The 21,117-nt window shown below is 67.4% G+C and carries 21 protein-coding genes; 4 read left to right on the top strand and 17 right to left on the bottom strand.

All coding sequences use genetic code 11. The features are described 5' to 3' along the window. Positions 1–25: 25 nt before the first annotated feature. Positions 26–556, top strand: coding sequence for a PadR family transcriptional regulator (locus AB0H00_RS07240; protein ID WP_357262144.1), 531 nt, complete (start codon positions 26–28; stop codon positions 554–556). Positions 557–579: 23 nt separating this feature from the next. Here the strand turns inward: AB0H00_RS07240 and AB0H00_RS07235 are convergent, their stop codons facing one another. The 4 genes from AB0H00_RS07235 to AB0H00_RS07220 form a co-directional block, all read right to left on the bottom strand. Further along, positions 580–1,329 carry a cobalt-precorrin-6A reductase gene (locus AB0H00_RS07235; RefSeq protein WP_357262446.1) on the bottom strand — a complete coding sequence of 250 codons (750 nt, stop codon included), beginning with the start codon at positions 1,327–1,329 and terminating at the stop codon, positions 580–582. A gap of 2 nt (positions 1,330–1,331) precedes the next feature. Beyond that, a complete protein-coding gene (locus tag AB0H00_RS07230; protein ID WP_357262141.1) occupies positions 1,332–1,973 on the bottom strand; it encodes a DUF6861 domain-containing protein in 642 nt (213 codons plus the stop codon). A 79-nt stretch (positions 1,974–2,052) separates the two neighbouring features. Next, complete coding sequence (cbiE, locus tag AB0H00_RS07225; protein WP_357262138.1) at positions 2,053–3,324, bottom strand: precorrin-6y C5,15-methyltransferase (decarboxylating) subunit CbiE; 1,272 nt, start codon at positions 3,322–3,324, stop codon at positions 2,053–2,055. Next, on the bottom strand, positions 3,321–4,076 hold the full coding sequence (locus tag AB0H00_RS07220; RefSeq protein ID WP_357262135.1) for an SDR family NAD(P)-dependent oxidoreductase: 756 nt from the start codon (positions 4,074–4,076) through the stop codon (positions 3,321–3,323). Before AB0H00_RS07220 ends, cbiE begins: the two co-directional genes overlap by 4 nt. A gap of 110 nt (positions 4,077–4,186) precedes the next feature. Between AB0H00_RS07220 and AB0H00_RS07215 the strand changes: the two genes are divergently transcribed. Next, complete coding sequence (locus AB0H00_RS07215) at positions 4,187–4,630, top strand: PPOX class F420-dependent oxidoreductase (RefSeq protein WP_357262132.1); 444 nt, start codon at positions 4,187–4,189, stop codon at positions 4,628–4,630. Between the two features lie 246 nt (positions 4,631–4,876). Here AB0H00_RS07215 and AB0H00_RS07210 read toward each other — a convergent pair whose 3' ends face one another. Next, a complete protein-coding gene (locus AB0H00_RS07210) occupies positions 4,877–6,004 on the bottom strand; it encodes a Xaa-Pro peptidase family protein (protein WP_357262129.1) in 1,128 nt (375 codons plus the stop codon). A gap of 120 nt (positions 6,005–6,124) precedes the next feature. Here AB0H00_RS07210 and AB0H00_RS07205 point away from each other — a divergent pair, with 120 nt between their 5' ends. Next, positions 6,125–7,093 (top strand): 5'-3' exonuclease, encoded by a 969-nt coding sequence (locus tag AB0H00_RS07205; RefSeq protein ID WP_357262126.1) that lies wholly within the window; start codon positions 6,125–6,127, stop codon positions 7,091–7,093. A gap of 123 nt (positions 7,094–7,216) precedes the next feature. Here the strand turns inward: AB0H00_RS07205 and AB0H00_RS07200 are convergent, their stop codons facing one another. From AB0H00_RS07200 to AB0H00_RS07170, 7 genes are all read right to left on the bottom strand, one after another. Next, on the bottom strand, positions 7,217–7,915 hold the full coding sequence (locus tag AB0H00_RS07200) for a DUF4333 domain-containing protein (RefSeq protein ID WP_357262123.1): 699 nt from the start codon (positions 7,913–7,915) through the stop codon (positions 7,217–7,219). A gap of 194 nt (positions 7,916–8,109) precedes the next feature. Beyond that, on the bottom strand, positions 8,110–10,812 hold the full coding sequence (locus AB0H00_RS07195; protein ID WP_357262120.1) for an RNA helicase: 2,703 nt from the start codon (positions 10,810–10,812) through the stop codon (positions 8,110–8,112). Between the two features lie 2 nt (positions 10,813–10,814). Then, positions 10,815–11,768: a twin-arginine translocase subunit TatC gene (gene tatC / locus AB0H00_RS07190; protein ID WP_357262117.1), complete on the bottom strand. Its 954-nt coding sequence runs from the start codon at positions 11,766–11,768 to the stop codon at positions 10,815–10,817. A gap of 98 nt (positions 11,769–11,866) precedes the next feature. Beyond that, the gene (gene tatA, locus AB0H00_RS07185; protein WP_357262114.1) at positions 11,867–12,127 is read right to left on the bottom strand and encodes a Sec-independent protein translocase subunit TatA; all 261 of its coding nucleotides are present in this window, start codon (positions 12,125–12,127) and stop codon (positions 11,867–11,869) included. Positions 12,128–12,193: 66 nt separating this feature from the next. Then, positions 12,194–13,243, bottom strand: a complete 1,050-nt coding sequence (locus AB0H00_RS07180; protein WP_357262111.1) for a 2-dehydropantoate 2-reductase — start codon at positions 13,241–13,243, stop codon at positions 12,194–12,196. Positions 13,244–13,385: 142 nt separating this feature from the next. Beyond that, positions 13,386–14,360, bottom strand: a complete 975-nt coding sequence (locus AB0H00_RS07175; protein ID WP_357262108.1) for a YafY family protein — start codon at positions 14,358–14,360, stop codon at positions 13,386–13,388. 67 nt (positions 14,361–14,427) lie between these two features. Then, positions 14,428–15,423 carry a YafY family protein gene (locus AB0H00_RS07170; RefSeq protein ID WP_357262106.1) on the bottom strand — a complete coding sequence of 332 codons (996 nt, stop codon included), beginning with the start codon at positions 15,421–15,423 and terminating at the stop codon, positions 14,428–14,430. Positions 15,424–15,501: 78 nt separating this feature from the next. Between AB0H00_RS07170 and AB0H00_RS07165 the strand changes: the two genes are divergently transcribed. Then, the gene (locus AB0H00_RS07165; protein WP_357262103.1) at positions 15,502–15,798 is read left to right on the top strand and encodes an MTH1187 family thiamine-binding protein; all 297 of its coding nucleotides are present in this window, start codon (positions 15,502–15,504) and stop codon (positions 15,796–15,798) included. 22 nt (positions 15,799–15,820) lie between these two features. Here the strand turns inward: AB0H00_RS07165 and pafA are convergent, their stop codons facing one another. From pafA to dop, 5 genes are all read right to left on the bottom strand, one after another. After that, positions 15,821–17,179 (bottom strand): Pup--protein ligase, encoded by a 1,359-nt coding sequence (pafA, locus tag AB0H00_RS07160; protein WP_357262099.1) that lies wholly within the window; start codon positions 17,177–17,179, stop codon positions 15,821–15,823. A gap of 223 nt (positions 17,180–17,402) precedes the next feature. Next, a complete protein-coding gene (gene prcA, locus AB0H00_RS07155; RefSeq protein WP_357262095.1) occupies positions 17,403–18,182 on the bottom strand; it encodes a proteasome subunit alpha in 780 nt (259 codons plus the stop codon). Positions 18,183–18,184: 2 nt separating this feature from the next. Continuing rightward, the gene (gene prcB / locus AB0H00_RS07150) at positions 18,185–19,039 is read right to left on the bottom strand and encodes a proteasome subunit beta (protein ID WP_357262092.1); all 855 of its coding nucleotides are present in this window, start codon (positions 19,037–19,039) and stop codon (positions 18,185–18,187) included. Next, entirely contained in the window at positions 19,036–19,230 is a 195-nt protein-coding gene (locus AB0H00_RS07145; RefSeq protein WP_040790983.1) for a ubiquitin-like protein Pup, read from the bottom strand. Before AB0H00_RS07145 ends, prcB begins: the two co-directional genes overlap by 4 nt. Before the next feature lie 194 nt (positions 19,231–19,424). After that, positions 19,425–20,924 carry a depupylase/deamidase Dop gene (gene dop, locus AB0H00_RS07140; protein ID WP_357262088.1) on the bottom strand — a complete coding sequence of 500 codons (1,500 nt, stop codon included), beginning with the start codon at positions 20,922–20,924 and terminating at the stop codon, positions 19,425–19,427. Positions 20,925–21,117 lie beyond the last annotated feature (193 nt).

Here is a 21,117-nt window from a genome sequence, read left to right as displayed (position 1 = left end):
ATGTTAAAGCGAAAGGGAGCAGTCGTTGACGAACACCGCGACCACACGCAAGTCGTTGAACTCCACGGCGGCGTCGTTGCTCGGATTTCTGCACGAAGGTCCCATGTCGGGATGGGACCTGGTAGCCGAGGCGCAAGACCGCATCGGCGACTTCTGGACGATCACGCAGAGTCAGGTCTATCGCGAGCTCGCCGCGATGGACGCGGCGGGGCTGGTCGAGAAGGGCGAGACCGGCGCTCGTGAACGGACACCCTATCGCCTCACCGACGCGGGACGAGAGGCGTTCCTGGCATGGATCGGCCGCGACCCCGGCGGCGAGACCATCCGGGTGCCGCTGCTGCTCACGCTCTCGTTCGGCGAGCACCTCGATCGCGATCGGCTCGATGGCATCGTCGCAGCCAACCGGGAGATCCATTTGGGACGGCTCACCGAGTATCTTGCCGAGAATCCCGAGGGGAAGTCGTCCTTCGCCCGCGCCACATTGGATTTCGGCATCCGCTACGAGAGGGCGGTGCTGGAATGGTTCGACCATCTGCCGGAGCTTCTCGACGGTTGATCGAGTCTCCTCGTACCCCGTACTCAGCGAGGCCGGATACCAGCTCGCGCTTCACGCAGCCAATCCCATGCCTGCGCAACGGTTTCCACGGTAACGGCGCCGTCGGGCAGAGGCGGGCGTTCGATCACGACGACCGGAATACCCGCCGCGCGTGCGGCGGCCAGTTTGGCGTGGGTCTGGTCGCCGCCGCTGTCCTTGGTGACGAGCACATCGATCCGATATTCCACGAGCAGCCGCGATTCGCCTTCGACCGCGAAAGGCCCTCGGGCAAGGAGAATTTCGCGATTCGGCGGCAACGGACCCTCGGGCGGATCGATGGCACGGATCAGGAACCACTGCTCAGCCTGCCCCGCGAAGGCGCTGACGCCTTGGCGGCCGATCGTCAGAAAGACGCGTTCGCCGAGCGTGGAGACAACGCGCACGGCGGCGGCGAGATCCCGCACTCGTACCCATCGATCCCCCGTTTGCGGCGACCAGCTCGGCCGCCGCAGATGCACCAGCGGAACTCCCGAATCACGCAGGGCGACAGCCGCATTGGCACTGATGGCGGCCGCGAACGGGTGCGTGGCGTCGACCACGGCCTCGATACCTTTGTCCGCGACCCAGTCGCGCAGCCCCTCGGCGCCGCCGAAGCCGCCGATCCGGACCGCGCCCTCCGGCAGCAGGGGCGCACGCACACGACCGGCGAGCGAGGAGACGATCTCGAAACCTCGCTCGCCGGTAGCGATATGGGCCAACTCCCTGGCTTCCCGGGTGCCGCCCAGAATCAGAATTCTCAGGGCTGGCCGCTGAAGTAGGCGATGCCCGCGTTCAGCAACTCCGGCCCACCGGCGACGGCGAGACCGATGATCGCGCCGAGCACGGCGCCGGGCAGGATGCCGACACCGAAGAAGAGGATGCCGATGGCAGCGCCGATCAGGCCACCGACCAGAGCACCGAGGGAGGCGCGCTGCAGCTCGGCGAAGAACCACTCCTGCGCGCCGATGAACTCGGCGGCGACCGGCGCGTTCGCGGTCGGCGCGACCTGCGGTGTCAGGGTCAGCTGCCTGCCCTCGTCGGCGATGTTCGCGGCGATCTGGACCTGCTGGCCCTTGGCCGTCGTGGCGAGCGGAACCGTGGTGACGGTCTCGCCCGCGGCGTTCTTCAGGCTGACCGACTGCTTGTCGGTGTCGAGGTCGAACACACCGCCGGTCACGCTGGTGACCACGGACTTACCCGCGTCGGCGAGCTGCAGCACATAGCCGACACCCTGATCCGCACCTGTGACCGTCGGCGAGGTTGCCTGGTCCCGCGGTGCAGGCGCTGTGGGCGGCGCGGGCGCGGGCGCCGTGGGCGGCGCGCCGTAAGCGGTGCCAGCGGCGACTCCGGTGGCGGCGATTGCCATCAGTGCGGTAGCGGCGAATTTCTTGTATCTCATGTATCTCCCCGTCAGGAACCGGATTTCCGATCATGATCGGAACTCGGCCCCGACCCTACCCCCGCGGCCGAGAACACGTTCATCCATCGGCTGGGAATTCCGGAACGATATTTTCCCTTTTCACCACCGACCACTGCGCCACCGGAAGCTGAGGCCGCCAGGCCGTGAAGGATCCCAGCGGTTCGGCACGGTAGATCTGGAACTTCCGCAGCTCACCGCCTTGTGCCGCCGCCCAGCTGAGCAGCAGTGATTCCGATTCCGCGGTCACCGCGTTCGCGACAAGCCTTCCGCCGTGTCGCAGCTGCGCCCAGCATGTCTCGAGGAGGCCATCCTGAGTCAGCCCGCCGCCGACGAAAATAGCGTCGGGAGAGTCGATTTCAGCGCGACCGACTTCCGCGCACAGCTCGCCACGCACCACGATGTGCGGGACCCCGAGAGCCGTGGAATTGTCGACGATGTGCGTCCTTCGACGCTCCAGCCGCTCGAAGATGACGGCGCGATTGGCCTGATGCGCGCGGCACCACTCGATCGCGATGCTGCCCGAGCCTCCCCCGACATCCCACAGCAGCTCGCCAGGGGCGGGGGCCAACGCCGCCAGCGTCAACGCGCGGACCTCGTGCTTGGTGAGCTGCCCGTCACCGCTGAAAAGCTCGTCCGGCAGGCCGGGCAGCCGCGTGGCGCGCGGGTGCTCCAGGTCCTCCACACAGGAGACCCCGACGATGTTCAGCGGGTCACCAGGTGGGCGCTCCCACCGCTTCGCGACACCGATGCCGAGGCATTCGGCCGGTCCGCCCAGTTGCTCGAGGACGGTCAGCTCGGACGCACCGAAACCGTGGCGACCCAGCAACTCCGCCAAGCGCGCCGGTGTGTGCTCGTCGGCGCTGAGTACCAACAGACGCCTGCGGGCGGCCAGTTCGGGCAACACCGTTTCCAGTGGGCGTCCCACCACGCTGACCACCGGCGTTTCGGCCAGCGACCACCCGAGTCGTGCGCAAGCCAGCGAGGCGGACGACGGCTGCGGCAGCACCCGCAGCGCCCGCGATCCGATAAATCGGGCCAGCGTGACACCGATGCCGTAGAACATCGGATCGCCGCTGGCCAAGACACACAGCCGCGACCGGGCGTGCCGTTCGAGCAGCCCGGGCAGTGCGGGGACCAACGGCGAAGGCCAAGCCACCCGCTCGCCCGCCACCAGGTCGGGAACGAGCGCGAGCTGACGGGCCGAACCGAAGAGGACCTCCGCGTCGGCGACGGCTTCCCGCGCGACGCGTCCGAGACCGTCCCAACCGTCGGCGCCGATCCCGACGACCGCGATCGGCGGTCCGGTCCACACCACAGACGAGCTGGTCACCGCGGCATCCGGCGCCAGATCGGTTGAGGCAGAAGGCGCATCGCGAAGAACACCGGCCGCAGGATCCAGGGCACCCAGACGCGACCCGCTCTCGTGCGCAGCCCCTTGACCACGGCGGCGGCGACCTGGTCGGGCGTGCTGGAGAACGGCGCGGGAGACATGCCTTCGGTCATCCGGCCGATGACGAAGCCGGGACGCACCAGCAGCAGATGAACGCCGCTGCCGTGCAACGAGTCGGCCAGTCCGCTCGCGAAACCGTCGAGGCCGGCCTTGGCCGATCCGTAAACATAGTTGGCGCGGCGGACGCGGATGCCCGCGACCGAACTGAACACCACGATCTGCCCAGCTCCCTGGGCACGCAGCAGATTCGCCAGGCTGGTCAGCACACCGGCCTGCGCGACGAAGTCGGTGTGCAGGATCGCCATCGCGTGGGCGGGGTCCTGCTCGGCACGACCCTGATCACCGAGCACACCGAACGCGAGCACCGCGATGCCGATCGGACCGTGCTCTGCGGCGATTTTCGCCAGCATCGCCGGATGACTTGCGACATCGTCGGCGTCGAACTCCACCCTGTGCACGGCGGTCGCACCCGCGGCCGCGATCGCCTCGCTGTGCTCACCCAATTCGCCGCTGCGCCGGGCCGCGAGAACCACCACCCGCCCCGGCGCCAGCCTCCGAGCCACCTCGACCCCGATCTCACTACGCCCCCCGAGCAGCAGCACCGCGCCCTCGGCCAACCCTCGCGTTCCCATGCGCCCAGTCTGTCAGCTCGACCAGTGGCACCACCGGAGGGGCGTCTCGCGCTACGCCGCAACCATGTGCCACTCGTCGGGGCCGATGGAGAGTGGGTTACGGTCGGGGAATGCCGACGAGTATTGCCGAGTTGTCGCCTGGTGCTGTCGAGTTCGTGGCGGAACGGCACCTTGCCACGTTGACGACATTGCGGGCGGATGGGACGCCGCATGTGGTGGCGGTGGGTTTCACTTGGGACGAGAAGGCGGGAATCGCGCGGGTGATCACCAACGACGGATCGGTGAAGGTGCGCAATGTGCGCCGCACCGGGTACGCGGCGGTCAGCCAGGTCGACGGAATCCGGTGGATCACCCTGGAGGGCCCAGCGACCGTGCTCGACGACGCGGAGGACGTAGCCGAGGCGGTGGAGCGCTACGCCGGCCGCTACCGCGTCCCCCGGGAGAACCCGACCCGCGTGGTGATCGCGATCCAGGTCCGGCGCGTCCTTTCGAGCAGCACCCTCCTCGCACCGGCCGCCAACGGCAAAGCCGCAGAAAACGGCGCCACCACTTAGGGCGTATCGACCATGCGCGGTGGTGTCGCCACCACCGCGCATCGGTCACAACGACGACCACCTCGCCGCAACCAGCACCACGTGTCGCCGCAGCACCGGCACCCGTAACACCGGTCAATGCCGATATCCTCGGGTCAGACGCATCGCTTACCGAGAGAGGGCATCGCACCGAGCGACGTCACGTCCCGCTGAGCGGGCACCGCTGGATTCTCTCGACACACCGCGATTGTCCCGATTCACCGGTGGTCACAGCACCGTGAGGCCATGGGGCTGATTGTTCATGGATTCGCTGCCGTCGGCGGTGACGACGACGATGTCCTCGATACGAGCGCCCCACTCGCCGCGGAAGTAGATGCCCGGCTCGATGCTGAAGGCCATGCCCGGCTGGAGGACAAGGTCGTTGCCTTCCACGATGTAGGGCTCCTCGTGCACCGAAAGGCCGATGCCATGGCCGGTGCGGTGGACGAAGGCAGGACCGATACCAGCCTCTGTCAATAGATTTCGCGCTGCGGCATCCACCGCGGCGGCAGTGACGCCGGGACGAACCGCGGCTACCGCAGCCGCTTGGGCGCGCTCGAGTTCGGCGAACCGCGCGGCCACCTTCGGGTTCGGGTCGCCCAGCACATAGGTGCGGGTCGAGTCCGAATAGTAGCCTGGGTCGACCGGACCGCCGATATCGATCACCACCACGTCCCCAGCCTCGATGCGCCGCTCGGACACCCCGTGATGCGGGTCTGCGCCGTGTGGACCGCTGCCGACGATGACGAACGCAGCCTCGGTGTGACCCTCCGCCATGATCGCGGCCTCGATGTCGGCGCCGACCGCGGCCTCGGTGCGACCCACTTGCAGGAACTCGCCCATCCGCGCGTGCACCCTGTCGATCGCGGCACCCGCGCGGCGCAGCGCGTCCACCTCGGCGGCGTCCTTGATCATGCGCAGTTCGCGCAACACCGGAGTGGCGGACACAGGTAGACCGGTGAACGATTCCGCGAGCGGCAGCAGATGCAGTGCGGGCATGGCGTCGGCGACGCCCACCCGAGAACCGACGTGCATCGCGGACTTCACCACACCGTACGGGTTGGTGCCGTCGACCCAGTCGAGCACCTGCAGACCCAGTTCGCCCGCCGCCGAATTCTCCAGCGACGCGAGCTCCAGCTTCGGGATCACCACCGACGGAGTCGCGCCATCGGCCGGGATCACCAGGCAGGTGAGCCGCTCGAAGGACTCTGCCGCCGACCCGATCAGATAGCGAAGATCCGATCCTGGAGTGATCAACAAGGCATCCAGATGGGCGGCCCGCATCAGCTCCACCGCCCGCTCGAGTCGAGCACCGTAGACGTCCGCCGCGAACCTGGAATCCGTATGCGAGCTCATACGACCGACGTTACCTGCCCAGTACCGGACATTGGGCACTGGCGCCTACCCGGGGCAAGCCCGACAGACGGCCCGCCCGCTGCCCCGGGTGGTGTCGGTATCGGCGAGTAGCCTCAGCCCGTGACCTCTGCTGCTGGTAGGCCCCTGTTACTGCTGGATGGAGCCAGTCTGTGGTTCCGCGCCTTTCACGCGATCCCGGATAAGATCACCGCGCCGGACGGCCGGTCGGTGAACGCGCTGCGTGGTTTCACCGACATGGTGGCATCGCTGATAACCAAGCACGCGCCGAGCAGGCTGGTGGTATGCCTGGATCTGGACTGGCGACCGAAGTATCGGGTGGATCTGGTGCCGTCGTACAAGGCGCACCGGCTGGACACCTCGCCGGATGCCGTGGCCGGCGCCGAGGTGGTTCCGGATACGCTGACGCCGCAGGTTCCGATGATCTTGGAGGTGCTCGACGCGGCCGGCATCGCGACCGGTGGCGCGGCCGGGCTGGAGGCCGACGACGTGCTCGGCACCCTCGCCACCCGGGAGCGCACCGACGCGGTGATCGTCGTCAGCGGCGACCGCGACCTGCTCCAGCTCGTGCGGGACGAACCGGCACCACCGGTGCGGGTGCTGTACGCCGGGCGCGGCCTGGGCAAGGCGGAATTGTTCGGCCCGGCTGAGGTCTCCGCGAAATACGGTGTGCCGCAGCAGAATGCGGGTCCGGCGTACGCCGATATGGCTACGCTCCGCGGTGACGCCTCCGACGGCTTGCCCGGCGTCGCGGGCATCGGCGAGAAATCCGCGTCGATGCTGATCTCACGCTTCGGTTCGCTCGATGCTCTGCGCGCGGCCGTCGACGATCCGGACGCCGACCTCTCCAACGGCGTGCGCGCCAAACTCCGTACCGCGCAGGAGTACTTGAAAGCCGCGGCGCCCGTTGTGCGTGTGGTGTGTGACGCTGACGTGGAACTCTCCCGCACCGATGTCGTCCCCACCGAGCCCGCCGATCCAGTCCGGCTGCGTGAACTCGCCACCACCTATAACGCCGAGAGCCCGATCACCCGCCTGATCACGGCCATGGGCGCAGCGCGCGACACCTGACCCCACATGCAGAAAATCCCATCGCACACATTTCGCGATGGGACCGCTCGGTTTCGACGCCGAACTCGGACCGGTGCGGCCCACCCGCGGGCGGGCCGCACCGGGATGCAAGCGGGCCGGAAACTAGCTCGGGCGACCGACCTCGTAGGTACCGTCCTCCTTGGTGATCTTGATGGTCACCTTCTTGGCCTCGCCACTGACTTTCAGATCGCACTGGAAGGTGGCATCGACCTTGACCTCCTCGCCGGACGGGCAGGAGACGTCGCTGACATCCTGGATGCCGTAGGAGTCCGACAGCACTTTCTTCACGCCGTCCTGCACCGCGGCCTGGTCCAGTTTGTCCTTTGCGGTCAGCACCAGCACGAGGCCGATGATCGCGCCGATTACCACGACACCGAGCGCGGAAAGGCCGATGATCAGGCCCTTGCCGCCCTTACCGCCCTGCGGTGGCGCCTGCTGCGCGCCCCACTGAGGCTGCTGCTGACCCCACTGCTGCTGGCCCTGCTGGCCCCAATCCTGCGGTTGGGGCTGGCCCCACTGCGGCTGGCCCTGCTGCGATTGGCCCTGCTGTGCGGGCTGCTGCCCCCACTGGGGCTGCTGCGGTTGTTGCTGACCCCACTGCTGCGGTTGTTGCTGCCCCCACTGCTGCGGCTGCTGTTGCTCACCCCATTGCTGGGTCGGCTGGGCCGAGGCCGGGGTCTGTGGTTGACCGCCCCACTGCTGCGTGGGACCTGCCCCGCCGGGTGCCTGCTGTCCGCCCCACTGCTGGGTGGGATCGTTGCGTCCCTCCCCGGGGTCGCTCGGTCCGAAAGGGCCGCTCATCTGCTTGCCTCCACTCGCATCGTTGTACTCACGGTAGCCCCCCGCGTGGGCCTCGTCGCATGACACGACTCTTCCGCCACGGTCGGTACGCGAAAGAAATCAAATCACAATCGGATCAGCTGTGTTGAGATTGGCGGCGTTCGCGGTCGCGTGGTTACGCAGGCTGCCTCATCCTGGCCCGTAGCTCACACCGATCAGGCGGCGTCCACCGCGACGACACCGCGCCGGATCGCCCGCACCGCCTTCGCCGCCGTGGCGGCGATCTCGGAATCGTCGGCGGTGCTGTGGATCTGATCGAGCAGATCGATCACCTGCCTGCACCAGCGCACGAAATCGCCCGCCGACAGCGGCGCGCCCTGATCACCGCTGGCGAGCAACGAGTCGGCCAGCCCGTCCCCACGCGCCCACTTGTAGACGCCCGTGACGAAACCGAGATCCGGCTCCCTGGTCGGCGGCAGCTTGTGCCGGGCCTCGTCGGAACGCAGCTCGGTCCACACGCCGATGGTCGCGCCGACCGCCCGGCGGATCGCCGCCGTCGGGCCGCCGGCGGCGAGATATCCGCTCTCCTGCCGGGATTCATACACCAGGATCGAGACCACGCCGGCCAGCTCGGCGGGGCCGAGGCCGCGCCACAATCCCTGCCGCAGACATTCGGCGACCAGTAGGTCGCTCTCGGCGTAGATGCGGGTCAGTCTGCGCCCGTCGGCGGTCACCTCGCTCTCGTGCACGAATCCGCGTTCCTCCAGAAGCCCGAGGATCCGATCGAAGGTGCGCGCCAACGAGTTGGTAGTCGCGGCGACCTTCTGGCGCATCGATTCGGTTTCGCGCAGCAGCCGGTTGTAGCGCTCGCCGATCCGGGACATCTGCTCGCGGTCTGGTCGCGTGTGCGCCGGATGGGAACGCAGGCTGCGTCGCAATGTGGACAGTTCGCGGTCGTCTGCTGCCGCGGAACGCTTGCCGCGCCGGGGCCGGCCAGGCGACGAGATCCCGGTGCTGCGCAGCGCCGAGGCCAGATCGCTGCGGATGCGCGCGGTGCGATGGTCCACCCGACGCGGCAACCGCATGTGTCCGAGTGGTTCGGCGGGCACGGGGAAGTCGGCGGCCGACACTCGACCCGCCCACTTGTCCTCGGTGAGCACCAACGGGCGCGGATCCCCCGGCGTCGCGTCCGGCTCCAGAATCACCGCGAGCCCGGCACGCCGCCCGGACGGAATCGCCACCACATCGCCGCGGCGCAGTGCTACCAGCGCGTCCACCGCCGCACCCCGCCGGTCGGCACGGCCCTGCTGTGCAAGCTGCCGTTCCCGCTGCTTGATCCGTTCGCGCAGCGCGAGGTAGTCCAGAAACCCGCCCTTGGTGCCACCGAGCTGGTCGCGCAGCTTGCGCAGCGCGACCTCGTTGCGCTCGATGCCGCGCACCAGCCCGACCACCGATCGGTCCGCCTGGAACTGGGCGAACGACCGCTCCAGCAGGGCACGCGACTCGTCGGCGCCCATTCGGTCGATGAGGTTGATCGACATGTTGTACCCCGGCCGGAACGAGCTGCGCAGCGGATAGGTGCGCGTGGAAGCCAGGCCCGCGACCGCGCTGGTATCCACCTCCGGCTGCCACAACACCACCGCATGTCCTTCGACGTCGATACCGCGCCTTCCTGCGCGCCCGGTCAGCTGGGTGTACTCTCCCGGCGTCAGTTCCGCGTGCGACTCGCCGTTGAACTTCACCAGGCGCTCCAGCACGACAGTGCGCGCGGGCATATTGATGCCGAGCGCCAGTGTTTCCGTGGCGAACACAGCTCGCACGAGGCCGTTGACGAACAGTTCCTCGACGGTATGCCGGAACGCAGGCAGCATGCCCGCATGGTGCGCGGCCAGCCCCCGGTGCAGCGCCTCGCGCCACTCCCAGTAGCCGAGCACCTCCAAATCGGTCTTGGGCAGATCGCCGGTGTGCTTCTCGATAATCGCGTCGACCTCGTCACGCTCGTCTTCACGGCTCAGATCCAGCCGTGAACGCAGGCACTGCGCCAGCGCTCCGTCGCAGCCGGCGCGGCTGAAGATGAACGTGATCGCGGGCAGCAGACCCTCGTCGTCCAGTTTGGCCAGCACCTCGGGGCGCGGCAGCGGACGGAAATCGCGGCGCGGACCGCCGCGGCCGTTGCGCGGACCGCCCCAGCCGTTCATCCGGTCGGCGGCCTCGCGGTGCCGGATGAATCGCACCAGGTCTTCGTCGACGAGCACCTTCTGATCGGTGGACTTCGTGTCGAACAGGTCGAACATCCGCCGCCCCACCATGACGTGCTGCCACAGCGGCACCGGCCTGGTCTCGTCGACCACCACGGCGGTGTCACCGCGCACCGTCGCCATCCAGGCGCCGAATTCCTCGGCGTTGCTGACCGTGGCCGACAGGCTGACCAGCCGGACGTCCGGCGGCAGGTGCAGGATGACCTCCTCCCACACCGCCCCGCGGAACCGGTCGGCGAGATAGTGCACCTCGTCCATCACTACGTAGGACAACCCGCGCAGGGCGTCGGAGGAGGCGTACAACATGTTGCGCAGCACTTCGGTGGTCATCACGACCACCGGTGCGTCCGCGTTGATCGACTGGTCGCCGGTCAGCAGGCCGACGCTGTCGCGGCCGTACCGTTCGGTGAAGTCGGCGAACTTCTGGTTCGACAGCGCTTTGATCGGTGTCGTGTAAAAGCACTTACCACCCGCTGCCAGCGCCAGGTGTACCGCGAATTCGCCGACGACGGTCTTGCCCGCGCCGGTCGGGGCGCAGACCAGCACGCTGTGGCCGTCCTCGAGCGCCACGCAGGCATTGCGCTGAAACGGGTCGAGCTCGAACTTCAGCTCGGCCGAGAATACAGCCAACTCGCCCGTCCGCGACCGGTGATGTGTCACCGTCAGAGGGTATCGGAGTAGTCCGACACCGGTCGCGCGGATTTCTCCCGCGGCGTCGTGATCGACTCCGCGGGATCGATCGGTTCAGGGCCGCCCACCTCGGAGGCCTCCTCGTCGGACAGCGCGCCCCACCCCTCGCGCTCCTTGCGGGCGCGGCGGAGGTCGTTGATCCGGGAGAACTGTATGGCGACCTCGAACAAGACCGTCAGCGCCAGCGCGAGCGCCAGCATGGAGAACGGGTCTTGCGGGGTGACGATAGCGGCGAAGACGAACAAGCCGAACGTGATGCCGCGCCGCCACGCCTTGAGCCGCTGGTAGGTCAGCACCCCGATCAGGTTCAGTCCGATGATCAGCAAGGGGGTTTCGAAGCTGACGCCGAAGATGATCAGTAGGTTGACGATGAAGCCGAAGTATTGCGAACCGCTCAGCGCCGTAATCTGCACATTGTCGCCGATGGTGAGCAGGAAGCTCAACGCGTGCGCGATGACGACGTAGGCCAGCACCGCACCGGCGGTGAACAATACCGTGCCCGAAGACACGAACCCAATCGCGTACTTGCGCTCCTTGGCGTACAGCCCCGGTGTGATGAACGCCCACAGCTGGTACAGCCAGATCGGCGCGGCGAGCACGACACCGGCGGTCATACCGACCTTCAAGCGCAAGGTGAACTGCTCGAACGGCGCGGTGGCCAGCAGACGGCACGCGCCATCCGGGCTCAACGACGCGCGCGCCGACGCGGGCAGCGAACAGTACGGCCCGCGCAGAATGTCACCGAGGCTTTCGATGCCGAGGAATGAATGCCCGTACCAGAGGAATCCGAGCACCGTGGTGACCAGCACCGCGGCGATCGAGACCAGCAGGCGGTAGCGCAGCTCCTGCAGATGCTCGATCAACGACATGGTGCCGTCGGGATTGGTCCTGCGCTTACTGCGGCGCGGATCGAACGGGATTCGCATGGTTGGTGATCGCCCCTGGTTTGACGTGCCTCGCTCAGCTCGGCAACAGCGCTATGCCCGGAGTGAGTTCTTCCTCACCCCGGCGCGAGCGTTTCCGCTCAGACCGACTTCTGCTCGGTACGGGGCTCGGTGACCGACGGCGTCACCGGCTGCGCGGGCGGCAGCTGCTGCGCGGGCTGCTGCGGCGAGGCGGCGGCGTTCGACGTGTTGCCCTCGCTCTGCATCTGGCTGACCTCGCTCTTGAAGATGCGCAATGATCGGCCCAGGCTGCGGGCCGCGTCGGGCATCCGCTTCGCGCCGAAGAACATCACGAAAACCACCGCGATGATCAGCCAGTGCCAGATGCTCAGACTGCCCATGATTTTTACCTCCCAAGACTGTGATGTTTCGATGCTACCGGACCGTGACGTGCGCGAACGCCGCCGTCACTGCTCGTTTGCCCGGGGTCCGGCCGTGTGGCCCGCCGCGGCGGCGCGCAGTTGGGCGAGCAGTTCACTGCCGGTCCAGCTGCGCCGATCGCCCTGTTCGGCGGCGACGATCAGTTCGATCAGCCGCTGGTTCACCGGCGTCGGTACCCCGACCATCGCGCCCAACCCGACGATTTCACCGCACAGCCAGGAGATTTCGGTTTTGCGGCCGAGCTCCAGATCGTCCGCCATGGATGAGCGCGCCGTCGGATCGAGGGTGAGCACCTGCCCGGACACGCGCTGGAACAGCAGGTCGGGGACGGTCAGCAGCGCCGCCATCGCCCGCGGCGGCAGCGGGGTCAACCGGGCAGGGCGAATTCGCGCCCTGCTCATCGCCGTGAGCGCTTCGCGCTGCGTCAGCGCGAGGCAGCGCCGGTAGTCGCGGTCGGCGAGTTCCTCGCGCAGCGGGCGCCGCGACAGCGCGTTGATCGGGTTGTTGAGGTTGAGCAGTAACTTCGCCCACTGCACCGGGCGCAGGTCCGGGTATCGGCGCAACCCGAGTCCCGCCTGCTCGAAGACGCCGAGGAACGGCGCGAGCGCCGGGTCGTCCTGCACGGCGAGCCCACCCTCGGTGCCGCGGTGGAAGTGGCCGTCAGGATGGCGCACGACGTTGAACATCACCATCCCCGCCAAGACCACGCAATGCGGCAGAAACTCCCGGATCACCGAGTCGTTGCCGATGCCGTTCTGCAGGCTCAGCACCACGGTGCCCGGCCGGATCTCGTCGCGGAGCCCGCGCACCGCACCCGCGGTCGCCGCCGATTTCACCGTGACCAGCACGAGATCCGCCGATCCTGCGTCCTCCGGTTCGGTGGCGACATGGAATCGGTCCGCGGTCAGGGCGTCGTCGGCACCGTCGAGATCGGTGAGCCGTAGCCCTGACGCCGTGATCTCGTCGAGCATCTGCCTGCGACCAACCAGCGTGACCTGCGCCCCGGCCACTCCCAGCTTGCCGCCGACGAACGTGCCGATACTGCCCGCACCGATCACGAGCACGCGACTCTTCATGCCGATTCAGCCCCTCGCGTCCGACGGACCCCTGCACCTGCACCTGGTGAGCCAACGAGACCCGGGAAGACTTGCTCCTCATCGAGCCTCCGCGGGAATTGCGCCACCCCGTCGGCTCGATACGGCACTGCCGGTTGTCCCGTCATCGTGCCTCCAGGTCTCCGGCTTCCTCGTAGGCGGCCAAAGCGGCGTTCGAGCGCTCTCGCACCGCGGCGACCAGTTCCGGCGGACCGAGGACGGTGACGCCCGCGCCGAAGCCGAGCAACAGGCGCGCCATCCAGTCCATCGTGGCGAACCGCATGGTCGCCTCGAGGGTACCGTCGGGGTGCACCGCGAGCCGGTGCATCGGATACTGATCGAGTACCCAAGCGTAGTGCGAGTGAATTCGCAAGCGCGCCAAGGGAACCGCCGGATCGTCCTGGAACAGGTCGAGCCCGGCCGCTGCCTCGGTGGCATGTTTGGGCGGCCGCGCGGGCTCGTCCAGCGCTGTCGCGTCCTCGATCCGGTCGAAACGGAACAGCCGCACTCCCTCCGCCTGTCTGCACCAGGCCTGCAGATAGCTGTTGTTGTCCACGAGGACGATGCGAATGGGGTCGACGACCCGTTCGGACACCACATCGCGGCTCGCGGAGTAATACACCAGGCGCACCGCGCGTCCACGCGCCAGCGCCGACCGCACCGTGGCCACGGCGGGCGCCTCCCGCGGCGGCGTACGAGACTCCTCGGCAGCGTCCGAGGACCCGCCCGCGATGGCCGATTCGATCTTGGCTATGGCCGCGTGCGCGGCGGTCGGGTCGACCATGCCGGGCATGTCCACGATCGAACGCAGCGCGACCAGCAACGCGGTCGCTTCGGTGGAGGTCAGTCGCAACGGCCGATCGATGCCCGCGGAAAAGGTGACCTCGATGCTCTCCTCGGAGAACGACAGGTCGATCAGGTCGCCCGGGCCGTATCCGGGCAGCCCGCACATCCACAGCTGGTTCAAATCGCTCATCAGCTGTTTGGTGGTAACACCCAGGTCGGCGGCGGCCTCGGCGGCGCTGATGCCGGGGTGCGCGATGAAGTACGGGATCATATTGAGCAGCCGCGAAAGGCGCACCGAGAGCCTTGAACTCACCACGCCACCTCGCACATCGCGCCGGGGTCGCACTCGGCTATACCCATCGTTCGCTCGCTACGCTGGCTCATGCCCGGACCTCCGTGTGGTCGAACACCGAGCGCAGCCGGGCGATGACATCGGCCCTGAGCGCCTCGGGCGCGAGTACCACCGCGTCCGGCCCGAGGCCGGTGATGAGCCGAGCCAGCCAGTCGCGGGAACGGACCGGCAGCTGCACCACGGCGCCGGTGCGACCCCCGAGGCTGCGCTCGCCGGTGACCTGTCCGAGCCTGCGGATCTCCTGTCCACGTCCGTCGGCGACCCATACCGTGGCCGAACCGCTGACCGGCACCGTGCTGGTGACCTGGTCGACGATCGCGCGCAGATCGACACCATCCGGCTTACGGACCGCGTTGCGTGGACCACAAGCGGTCACGTCGTCGCCGATCCGGGAAAGACGGAAGCTGCGCACCGCATCCCGGTCCCGGTCGTGGCCGACGAGATACCACCGGCCGTGGTGGGTGACCACACCCCACGGCTCGACGTCGCGCATCAAGTACGGGGCGTTGATCGCGCCGCGGTGCTCGAATCGAACGGCCTGGCCCGCGTCTATCGCGGCAAGCAGCTTGCCGAGCACCGGTTCCGAGCCGCGGGTGCGAGCCGGGACGGCGGGCACCGACGCCACCGCGGCGTCGGTCTCCACGTGGATACCCGCCGCGCGGAGTTTGAGCAGCGCGCCCTCCGCGGCCGCGGCGAGCTCGGGCGATTCCCACATCTGCACGGCCACCGCGACGGCGGCGGCCTCCTCGTCGGTCAGGTCGATATCGGGCAGTTCGTAGGCGTCCCGGTTGATCCGGTAACCCTCGACCGTCGAATACCGGCTCACCGGTCCGACCTCGAGCGGGATGCCCAGATCACGTAGTTCGTTCTTGTCCCGTTCGAACATGCGGCTGAACGCCTCGTCGCTGGCGGAGTCCTCGTATCCCGCGACACTGTCCCGAATCCGCTCCGCGGTCAGGAACTGCCGGGTCGACAACAGCGCGATGACCAGATTCATCAGCCGCTCGACCTTGGATATCGCCACCCGATAGAGGGTAATCGGCGCCGCGCGGCGGCGCGCAATTCGGTCGGTCACAGCGTGCCGGGGGGGCATCATCACTACATGATCATCGCCTTCTCCGTAACTCCGCTCGGCACCGGCGTGGACGTCGGGCGAGCCGTCGCCGAAGCGGTCCGCGTGGTGCGGGCCAGTGGACTGCCCAATCGCACCGACGCCATGTTCACCACGGTCGAGGGCGAATGGGACGAGGTGATGGGCGTGGTGAAGCAGGCAACCGACGCGATCCTCGCGGTCGCACCGCGGTGCAGCCTGGTGCTGAAGGCCGACATCCGGCCCGGCGTCACGGATGCCATGACCGCAAAAGTCGACAAGGTCGAGCAGTACCTATCCGAGAAGTAGCTTCAGCGGCCGGACCGCCCACTCACATCGATGCGATGAGGCGATCCACGCGCTCGTCGACCGAGCGGAACGGGTCTTTGCACAGCACAGTGCGCTGCGCTTGGTCGTTCAGCTTCAGGTGCACCCAGTCGACGGTGAAGTCACGGCCTGCCTCCTGAGCGGCGGTGATGAAGTCACCACGCAGCTTGGCCCTGGTGGTCTGCGGCGGGGTGTCCACTGCGGTGTCCACGGCCTCGTCCTCCGTGACCCGCTTGGCCAGGCCCTTGCGCTGCAGCAGGTCGAAGACACCGCGTCCGCGTTTGATGTCGTGATAGGCCAGATCCAGCTGAGCGATCTTCGGATCGGACAGCTCCATGCCGTAGCGATCCTGATAGCGCTGGAACAGCTTGCGCTTGATCACCCAGTCGATCTCGGTGTCTACCTTGGCGAAGTCCTGCGCCTCCACCGCGTCCAGGGTCCGCCCCCACAGATCGACCACCTGATCGATCTGGGGATCGCGGTCGCGGTTGCGCAGGTGCTCCACCGCGCGGGCGTAGTACTCACGCTGGATGTCGAGGGCACTGGCCTGCCTGCCCCCGGCCAGGCGCACCGGGCGGCGGCCGGTCAGGTCATGGCTGACCTCGCGGATGGCGCGGATCGGATTGTCCAAGGCGAAATCGCGGAACGAGACGCCCGCCTCGATCATCTCCAGCACCAGCGCGGCGGTGCCGACCTTGAGCATGGTGGTGGTCTCCGACATGTTGGAGTCGCCAACGATCACGTGCAGGCGGCGGTACTTCTCCGCGTCCGCGTGCGGCTCGTCGCGGGTATTGATGATCGGGCGCGAGCGGGTGGTCGCCGAGGAGACGCCCTCCCAGATGTGCTCGGCGCGCTGCGACAGGCAGAAGGTGGCGGCCTTCGGCGTCTGCAGCACTTTGCCCGCACCGCAGATCAGCTGGCGGGTTACCAGGAACGGCAGTAGCACGTCCGAGATCCGGGAGAACTCACCTGCGCGGACCACGAGGAAGTTCTCGTGGCAGCCGTAGGAGTTGCCCGCGGAGTCGGTGTTGTTCTTGAACAGGTAGATGTCGCCGCCGATACCTTCTTCGGCCAGACGCTGCTCGGCGTCGATCAGCAACTCTTCGAGGACCCGCTCGCCTGCACGGTCGTGGGTCACCAACTGCGCCAGGTTGTCGCATTCCGCGGTCGCGTACTCCGGGTGCGACCCCACATCGAGGTAGAGCCGGGCACCGTTGCGGAGGAACACGTTCGAGCTACGGCCCCAGGACACCACCCGGCGGAACAAATACCGGGCCACCTCGTCGGGGGACAGTCGACGGTGACCGTGGAAGGTGCATGTCACACCGAACTCGGTCTCGATCCCCATGATTCGTCGCTGCACACTATCGACATTACAGCCATGTCATCGACTTGCGTGGTTCAGCGAACAACCCGGATGCATACGTCTTCACAACGATTAGCCCGATTTGTCGGAATTCGCACGGTCGACCCCGGTTTCCACCGAAGGATGCACACCCCGGAACTGGGACACGACAGGACGGCCCGTGAACGAGGCGCCGTCGACGCTCCGTTCACAGGCCGCGGAACTCGGCCCGCCGGACGGTTCACTCCGACTTCGGAGCGTCCTCCGCCGGGGATTCCTCATCCTTCGACTCCGGCTCACCTGCCGTCTTCGCGGGGCTCAGTAACCGCTCGAGCGCGGTGTTGGTGACCCGGCGGAACGCCCGGCGCGGCCGCGCCTGCTCCAGCGTGGCCACCTCGAGGGAGTTCACGCCCAGCACCCGCTTCTCCTTCTCGGTGCCCTCCGGCACGCCCGCCTGCAGCGCGCGCACCGCGACACCGACCGCGGAGGCCAGGTCGAGACCCGCCTTGTAGGAGGCCTTCAGTGCGGTGACTATCGGCTCAGTCGTGCCGCCCATCACCACGAACTCGCGCTCGTCCACGATCGACCCGTCGAAGGTGATCCGGTACAGCACCGACCGCGCGGCCTGCTCCGGATAGCCCACCTCGGCCACGCAGATCTCCACCTCGTAAGGCTTGAGCTGGTCGGTAAAGATCGAGCCAAGGGTCTGCGCGTAGGCGTTGGCCAGGGCACGGCCGGTGACATCACGGCGGTCGTACTGGTAACCGCGGATGTCGGCCTGCAGGATGCCGCCTCTACGCAGGTTCTCGAACTCGTTGTACTTGCCGACCGCGGCGAATCCGACACGGTCATAGAGTTCACTCACCTTGTGCAGCGTCGCGGACGGATTCTCCGCGACGAACAGCACACCCTTGTCGTAGGCCAGCACTACGACACTGCGACCTCGACCGATGCCCTTTCGCGCGAGTTCGGTCTTGTCGCGCATGATCTGCTCGGCCGACGCGTAGTACGGCAGTGTCATGCTCAGGCGCTCCCTTCTTCGGCGGCCTCACGGTCGGCGATGATCCCACGGGTTATCTCCGCCAACCGAGACTCGGTCACCTCGACCGCGCCCTCGTCATCGACAACAATCGCCGTCGGAAAAATGCCGCGTAGCAGATCCGGACCGCCCGTCGCGGTATCGTCGTCGGCCGCGTCGAACAGCGACTCGACGGCGATGCGCAGCGCACGCTCCTGATCGATTCCCTTGGCGTACAACTTCTTCAGCGCGGACTTCGCGAACACCGAGCCGGAACCGACCGCAGCGTAGCCGAACCTCTCCTCACTGCGTCCACCCACTACATCGAACGACACGATGCGGCCCGCCTTGTCCGGATCGGCGGCGTCGAGTTCATAGCCGACCAGCATCGGTACCACCGCAAGACCCTGTAGGGCCGCGGGCAAGTTCTCTCGCACCATCTTCGACAGCTTGTTCGCCTTGCCGTCGAAGGTCAGCGGCACGCCCTCGAGTTTCTCGTAATGCTCCAGCTCCACCGCGAAGATCCGCACCAGTTCCACGGCCATTCCTGCGGTACCGGCGATGCCGGCCGCGGAGTAGCTGTCGGTGATGTAGACCTTCTCGATGTCCCGGCTGGCCAACAGGTTCCCCTGCGTGGCGCGCCGGTCACCGGCAATCAGCACACCGCCGCGGTAGCTGACCGCGACGATGGTCGTGCCGTGCGGAGCGATGTCCTTCGCGGAAGTGCCGCCGGTAATTCCGGCGGCACCTTGCCCGAACCTGCTGGAAGGCAACAGGTCCGGAGCATGCGCGCGCAAGTGTTCGGAGAAGGAAGAGAGGGCGTACCCCAAGTGGAGACGCGAGGGGTCACCTACTGTCACTGGCCGCCTTTCTGGACGTACGCACGAACGAAGTCTTCGGCGTTCTCCTCGAGTACGTCATCAATCTCATCGAGCAGGTCGTCGGTATCCTCCGCCAGCTTTTCGCGGCGCTCCTGACCCGCGGCGTCGACACCATCCGGGCCCTCGTCCTCGTCGCCGCCCCCGGCGCGCTTGGTCTGCTCTTGTGCCATAGCAGCCGACCTCCTCTGTCCTCATCATGATCGGAGCCCATCTGAGCACGGCTCCGATCATGAGCAATGTCCGTGCTCGTCCTTCAACACTACCCAGCGACACCGACACTGTGTCTAATTTGCGACGCGCTGTGTTTATGGCCGCGCTGCGGCGCTGCGAACCACTCCGCCCACCGCCCAGAGGGGCACACCGTCTAGGTGGTGAGTTGTTGGACCAGGTCGGCGGCGGTGTCGACACCGTCGAGCAGCTTTCCGACGTGGGCTTTGGTGCCGCGACGCGGCTCGAGAGTCGGGATGCGGACCAGCGAGTCGCCGCCCAGATCGAAGATCACCGAATCCCAGCTCGCCGCGGCGATATCGGCGCCGAAACGGCGCAGGCATTCGCCGCGGAAGTATGCGCGGGTGTCGGTGGGCGGATTGGTCATGGCGTCCAAGACCTGCTGCTCGTTGATCAACCGCTTCATCGAGCCGCGCGCGACCAGGCGGTTGTAGAGACCTTTGTCCAAGCGCACGTCGGAGTACTGCAGGTCCATCAGGTGCAGCTTGGGGGCCGCCCAGCCCAGGCCCTCCCGGCTGCGCATGCCCTCGAGCAGATGCAGTTTGGCGGGCCAGTCGAGCAGGCTCGCGCACTCCATCGGGTCGCGCTCGAGCAGGTCGAGCACCATGGCCCAGTTCTCGATGATGTCCTGGACGCGCTTGTCGTCATTGCCCGTGCGGTCCACGAACTCGACCACCCGGTCCAGGTAGACGCGCTGCAGCGCGAGACCGGTGAGCTCGCGGCCGTCGGCGAGCGCGACGGTGGCCCGCAGGGTCGGGTCGTGGCTGATCGCGTGCACCGCGGTGACCGGGCGGGCCAGCTGCAAGTCGGACAGGTCCTCACCCGCCTCGATGAGGTCGAGGACCAAGGCGGTGGTGCCGACCTTGAGGTAGGTCGACATCTCGGCCAGGTTGGCATCGCCGATGATGACGTGCAGCCTGCGGTACTTGTCCGCGTCGGCGTGCGGTTCGTCGCGAGTGTTGATGATGCCGCGCTTGAGCGTGGTCTCCAGGCCGACCTCGACCTCGATGTAGTCGGAACGCTGGGACAGCTGGAAGCCCGCATGGTCGCCGGACTGGCCGATGCCGACCCGGCCGGAGCCGCAAATCACCTGGCGGGACACGAAAAACGGGGTGAGCCCCACGATGATCTGGTTGAACGGGGTGTCGCGGCTCATCAGATAGTTCTCGTGGGTGCCGTAGGAGGCGCCCTTGCCGTCGACGTTGTTCTTGTACAGCTGCAGGCGCGGGGCTCCTGGCACGCTCGAGGCGTGCCGTGCGGCGGCCTCCATCACCCGCTCGCCCGCCTTGTCCCAGATGACCGCGTCCAAGGGGTCGGTGACCTCGGGCGCAGAGTATTCGGGGTGCGCGTGGTCGACATAGAGCCGGGCGCCATTGGTGAGAATCATATTGGCCGCGCCGACCTCATCGGCGTCGATCACGGGCGCGGGCCCATTCATCCGGCTCAGATCGAATCCGCGCGCGTCACGCAGCGGCGACTCCACCTCGTAGTCCCAGCGAGTGCGCTTCGCACGCGGCACGCCCTCGGCCGCGGCGTACGCGAGAACCGCCTGCGTGGAGGTGAGGATCGGGTTGGCCGACGGCTCGGTAGGGGTCGAGATGCCGTACTCGACCTCGATTCCGATGATGCGCTGCATGGTGTCGAGCCTAGGCGACGCACCCGGCCGCACCCGTCGCGACCGGCGGAGTAAGACTCCAATACTGCAGGTGGTACCTCCGGAGGACCTCTCCCACGCAGGACGGGACAGTCGATACACGACCGCATCGATCGCCGATCTCGACGTGGATACCCATCGGATCGAAGGTCGCCCGGGACCCGCTACCGTCATT

Source organism: Nocardia sp. NPDC023852 (assembly GCF_040639505.1).
GTDB lineage: Bacteria > Actinomycetota > Actinomycetes > Mycobacteriales > Mycobacteriaceae > Nocardia.
The sequence above is the reverse complement of the archived record's forward strand: the minus strand, read 5'-3'. Positions and strand labels throughout refer to the sequence as shown.

Bases quoted from the DNA above. Each gene is read 5' to 3' on its own strand.
- tatC (WP_357262117.1), bottom strand. From the start codon at position 11,768: ATGCGAATCCCGTTCGATCCGCGCCGCAGTAAGCGCAGGACCAATCCC.
- AB0H00_RS07165 (WP_357262103.1), top strand. From the start codon at position 15,502: ATGATCATCGCCTTCTCCGTAACTCCGCTCGGCACCGGCGTGGACGTC.
- AB0H00_RS07145 (WP_040790983.1), bottom strand. From the start codon at position 19,230: ATGGCACAAGAGCAGACCAAGCGCGCCGGGGGCGGCGACGAGGACGAG.
- AB0H00_RS07200 (WP_357262123.1), bottom strand. From the start codon at position 7,915: ATGAGCGGCCCTTTCGGACCGAGCGACCCCGGGGAGGGACGCAACGAT.
- AB0H00_RS07180 (WP_357262111.1), bottom strand. From the start codon at position 13,243: ATGAAGAGTCGCGTGCTCGTGATCGGTGCGGGCAGTATCGGCACGTTC.
- AB0H00_RS07210 (WP_357262129.1), bottom strand. From the start codon at position 6,004: ATGAGCTCGCATACGGATTCCAGGTTCGCGGCGGACGTCTACGGTGCT.
- tatA (WP_357262114.1), bottom strand. From the start codon at position 12,127: ATGGGCAGTCTGAGCATCTGGCACTGGCTGATCATCGCGGTGGTTTTC.
- AB0H00_RS07220 (WP_357262135.1), bottom strand. From the start codon at position 4,076: ATGGGAACGCGAGGGTTGGCCGAGGGCGCGGTGCTGCTGCTCGGGGGG.
- dop (WP_357262088.1), bottom strand. From the start codon at position 20,924: ATGCAGCGCATCATCGGAATCGAGGTCGAGTACGGCATCTCGACCCCT.
- AB0H00_RS07215 (WP_357262132.1), top strand. From the start codon at position 4,187: ATGCCGACGAGTATTGCCGAGTTGTCGCCTGGTGCTGTCGAGTTCGTG.
- prcA (WP_357262095.1), bottom strand. From the start codon at position 18,182: ATGACACTGCCGTACTACGCGTCGGCCGAGCAGATCATGCGCGACAAG.
- AB0H00_RS07230 (WP_357262141.1), bottom strand. From the start codon at position 1,973: ATGAGATACAAGAAATTCGCCGCTACCGCACTGATGGCAATCGCCGCC.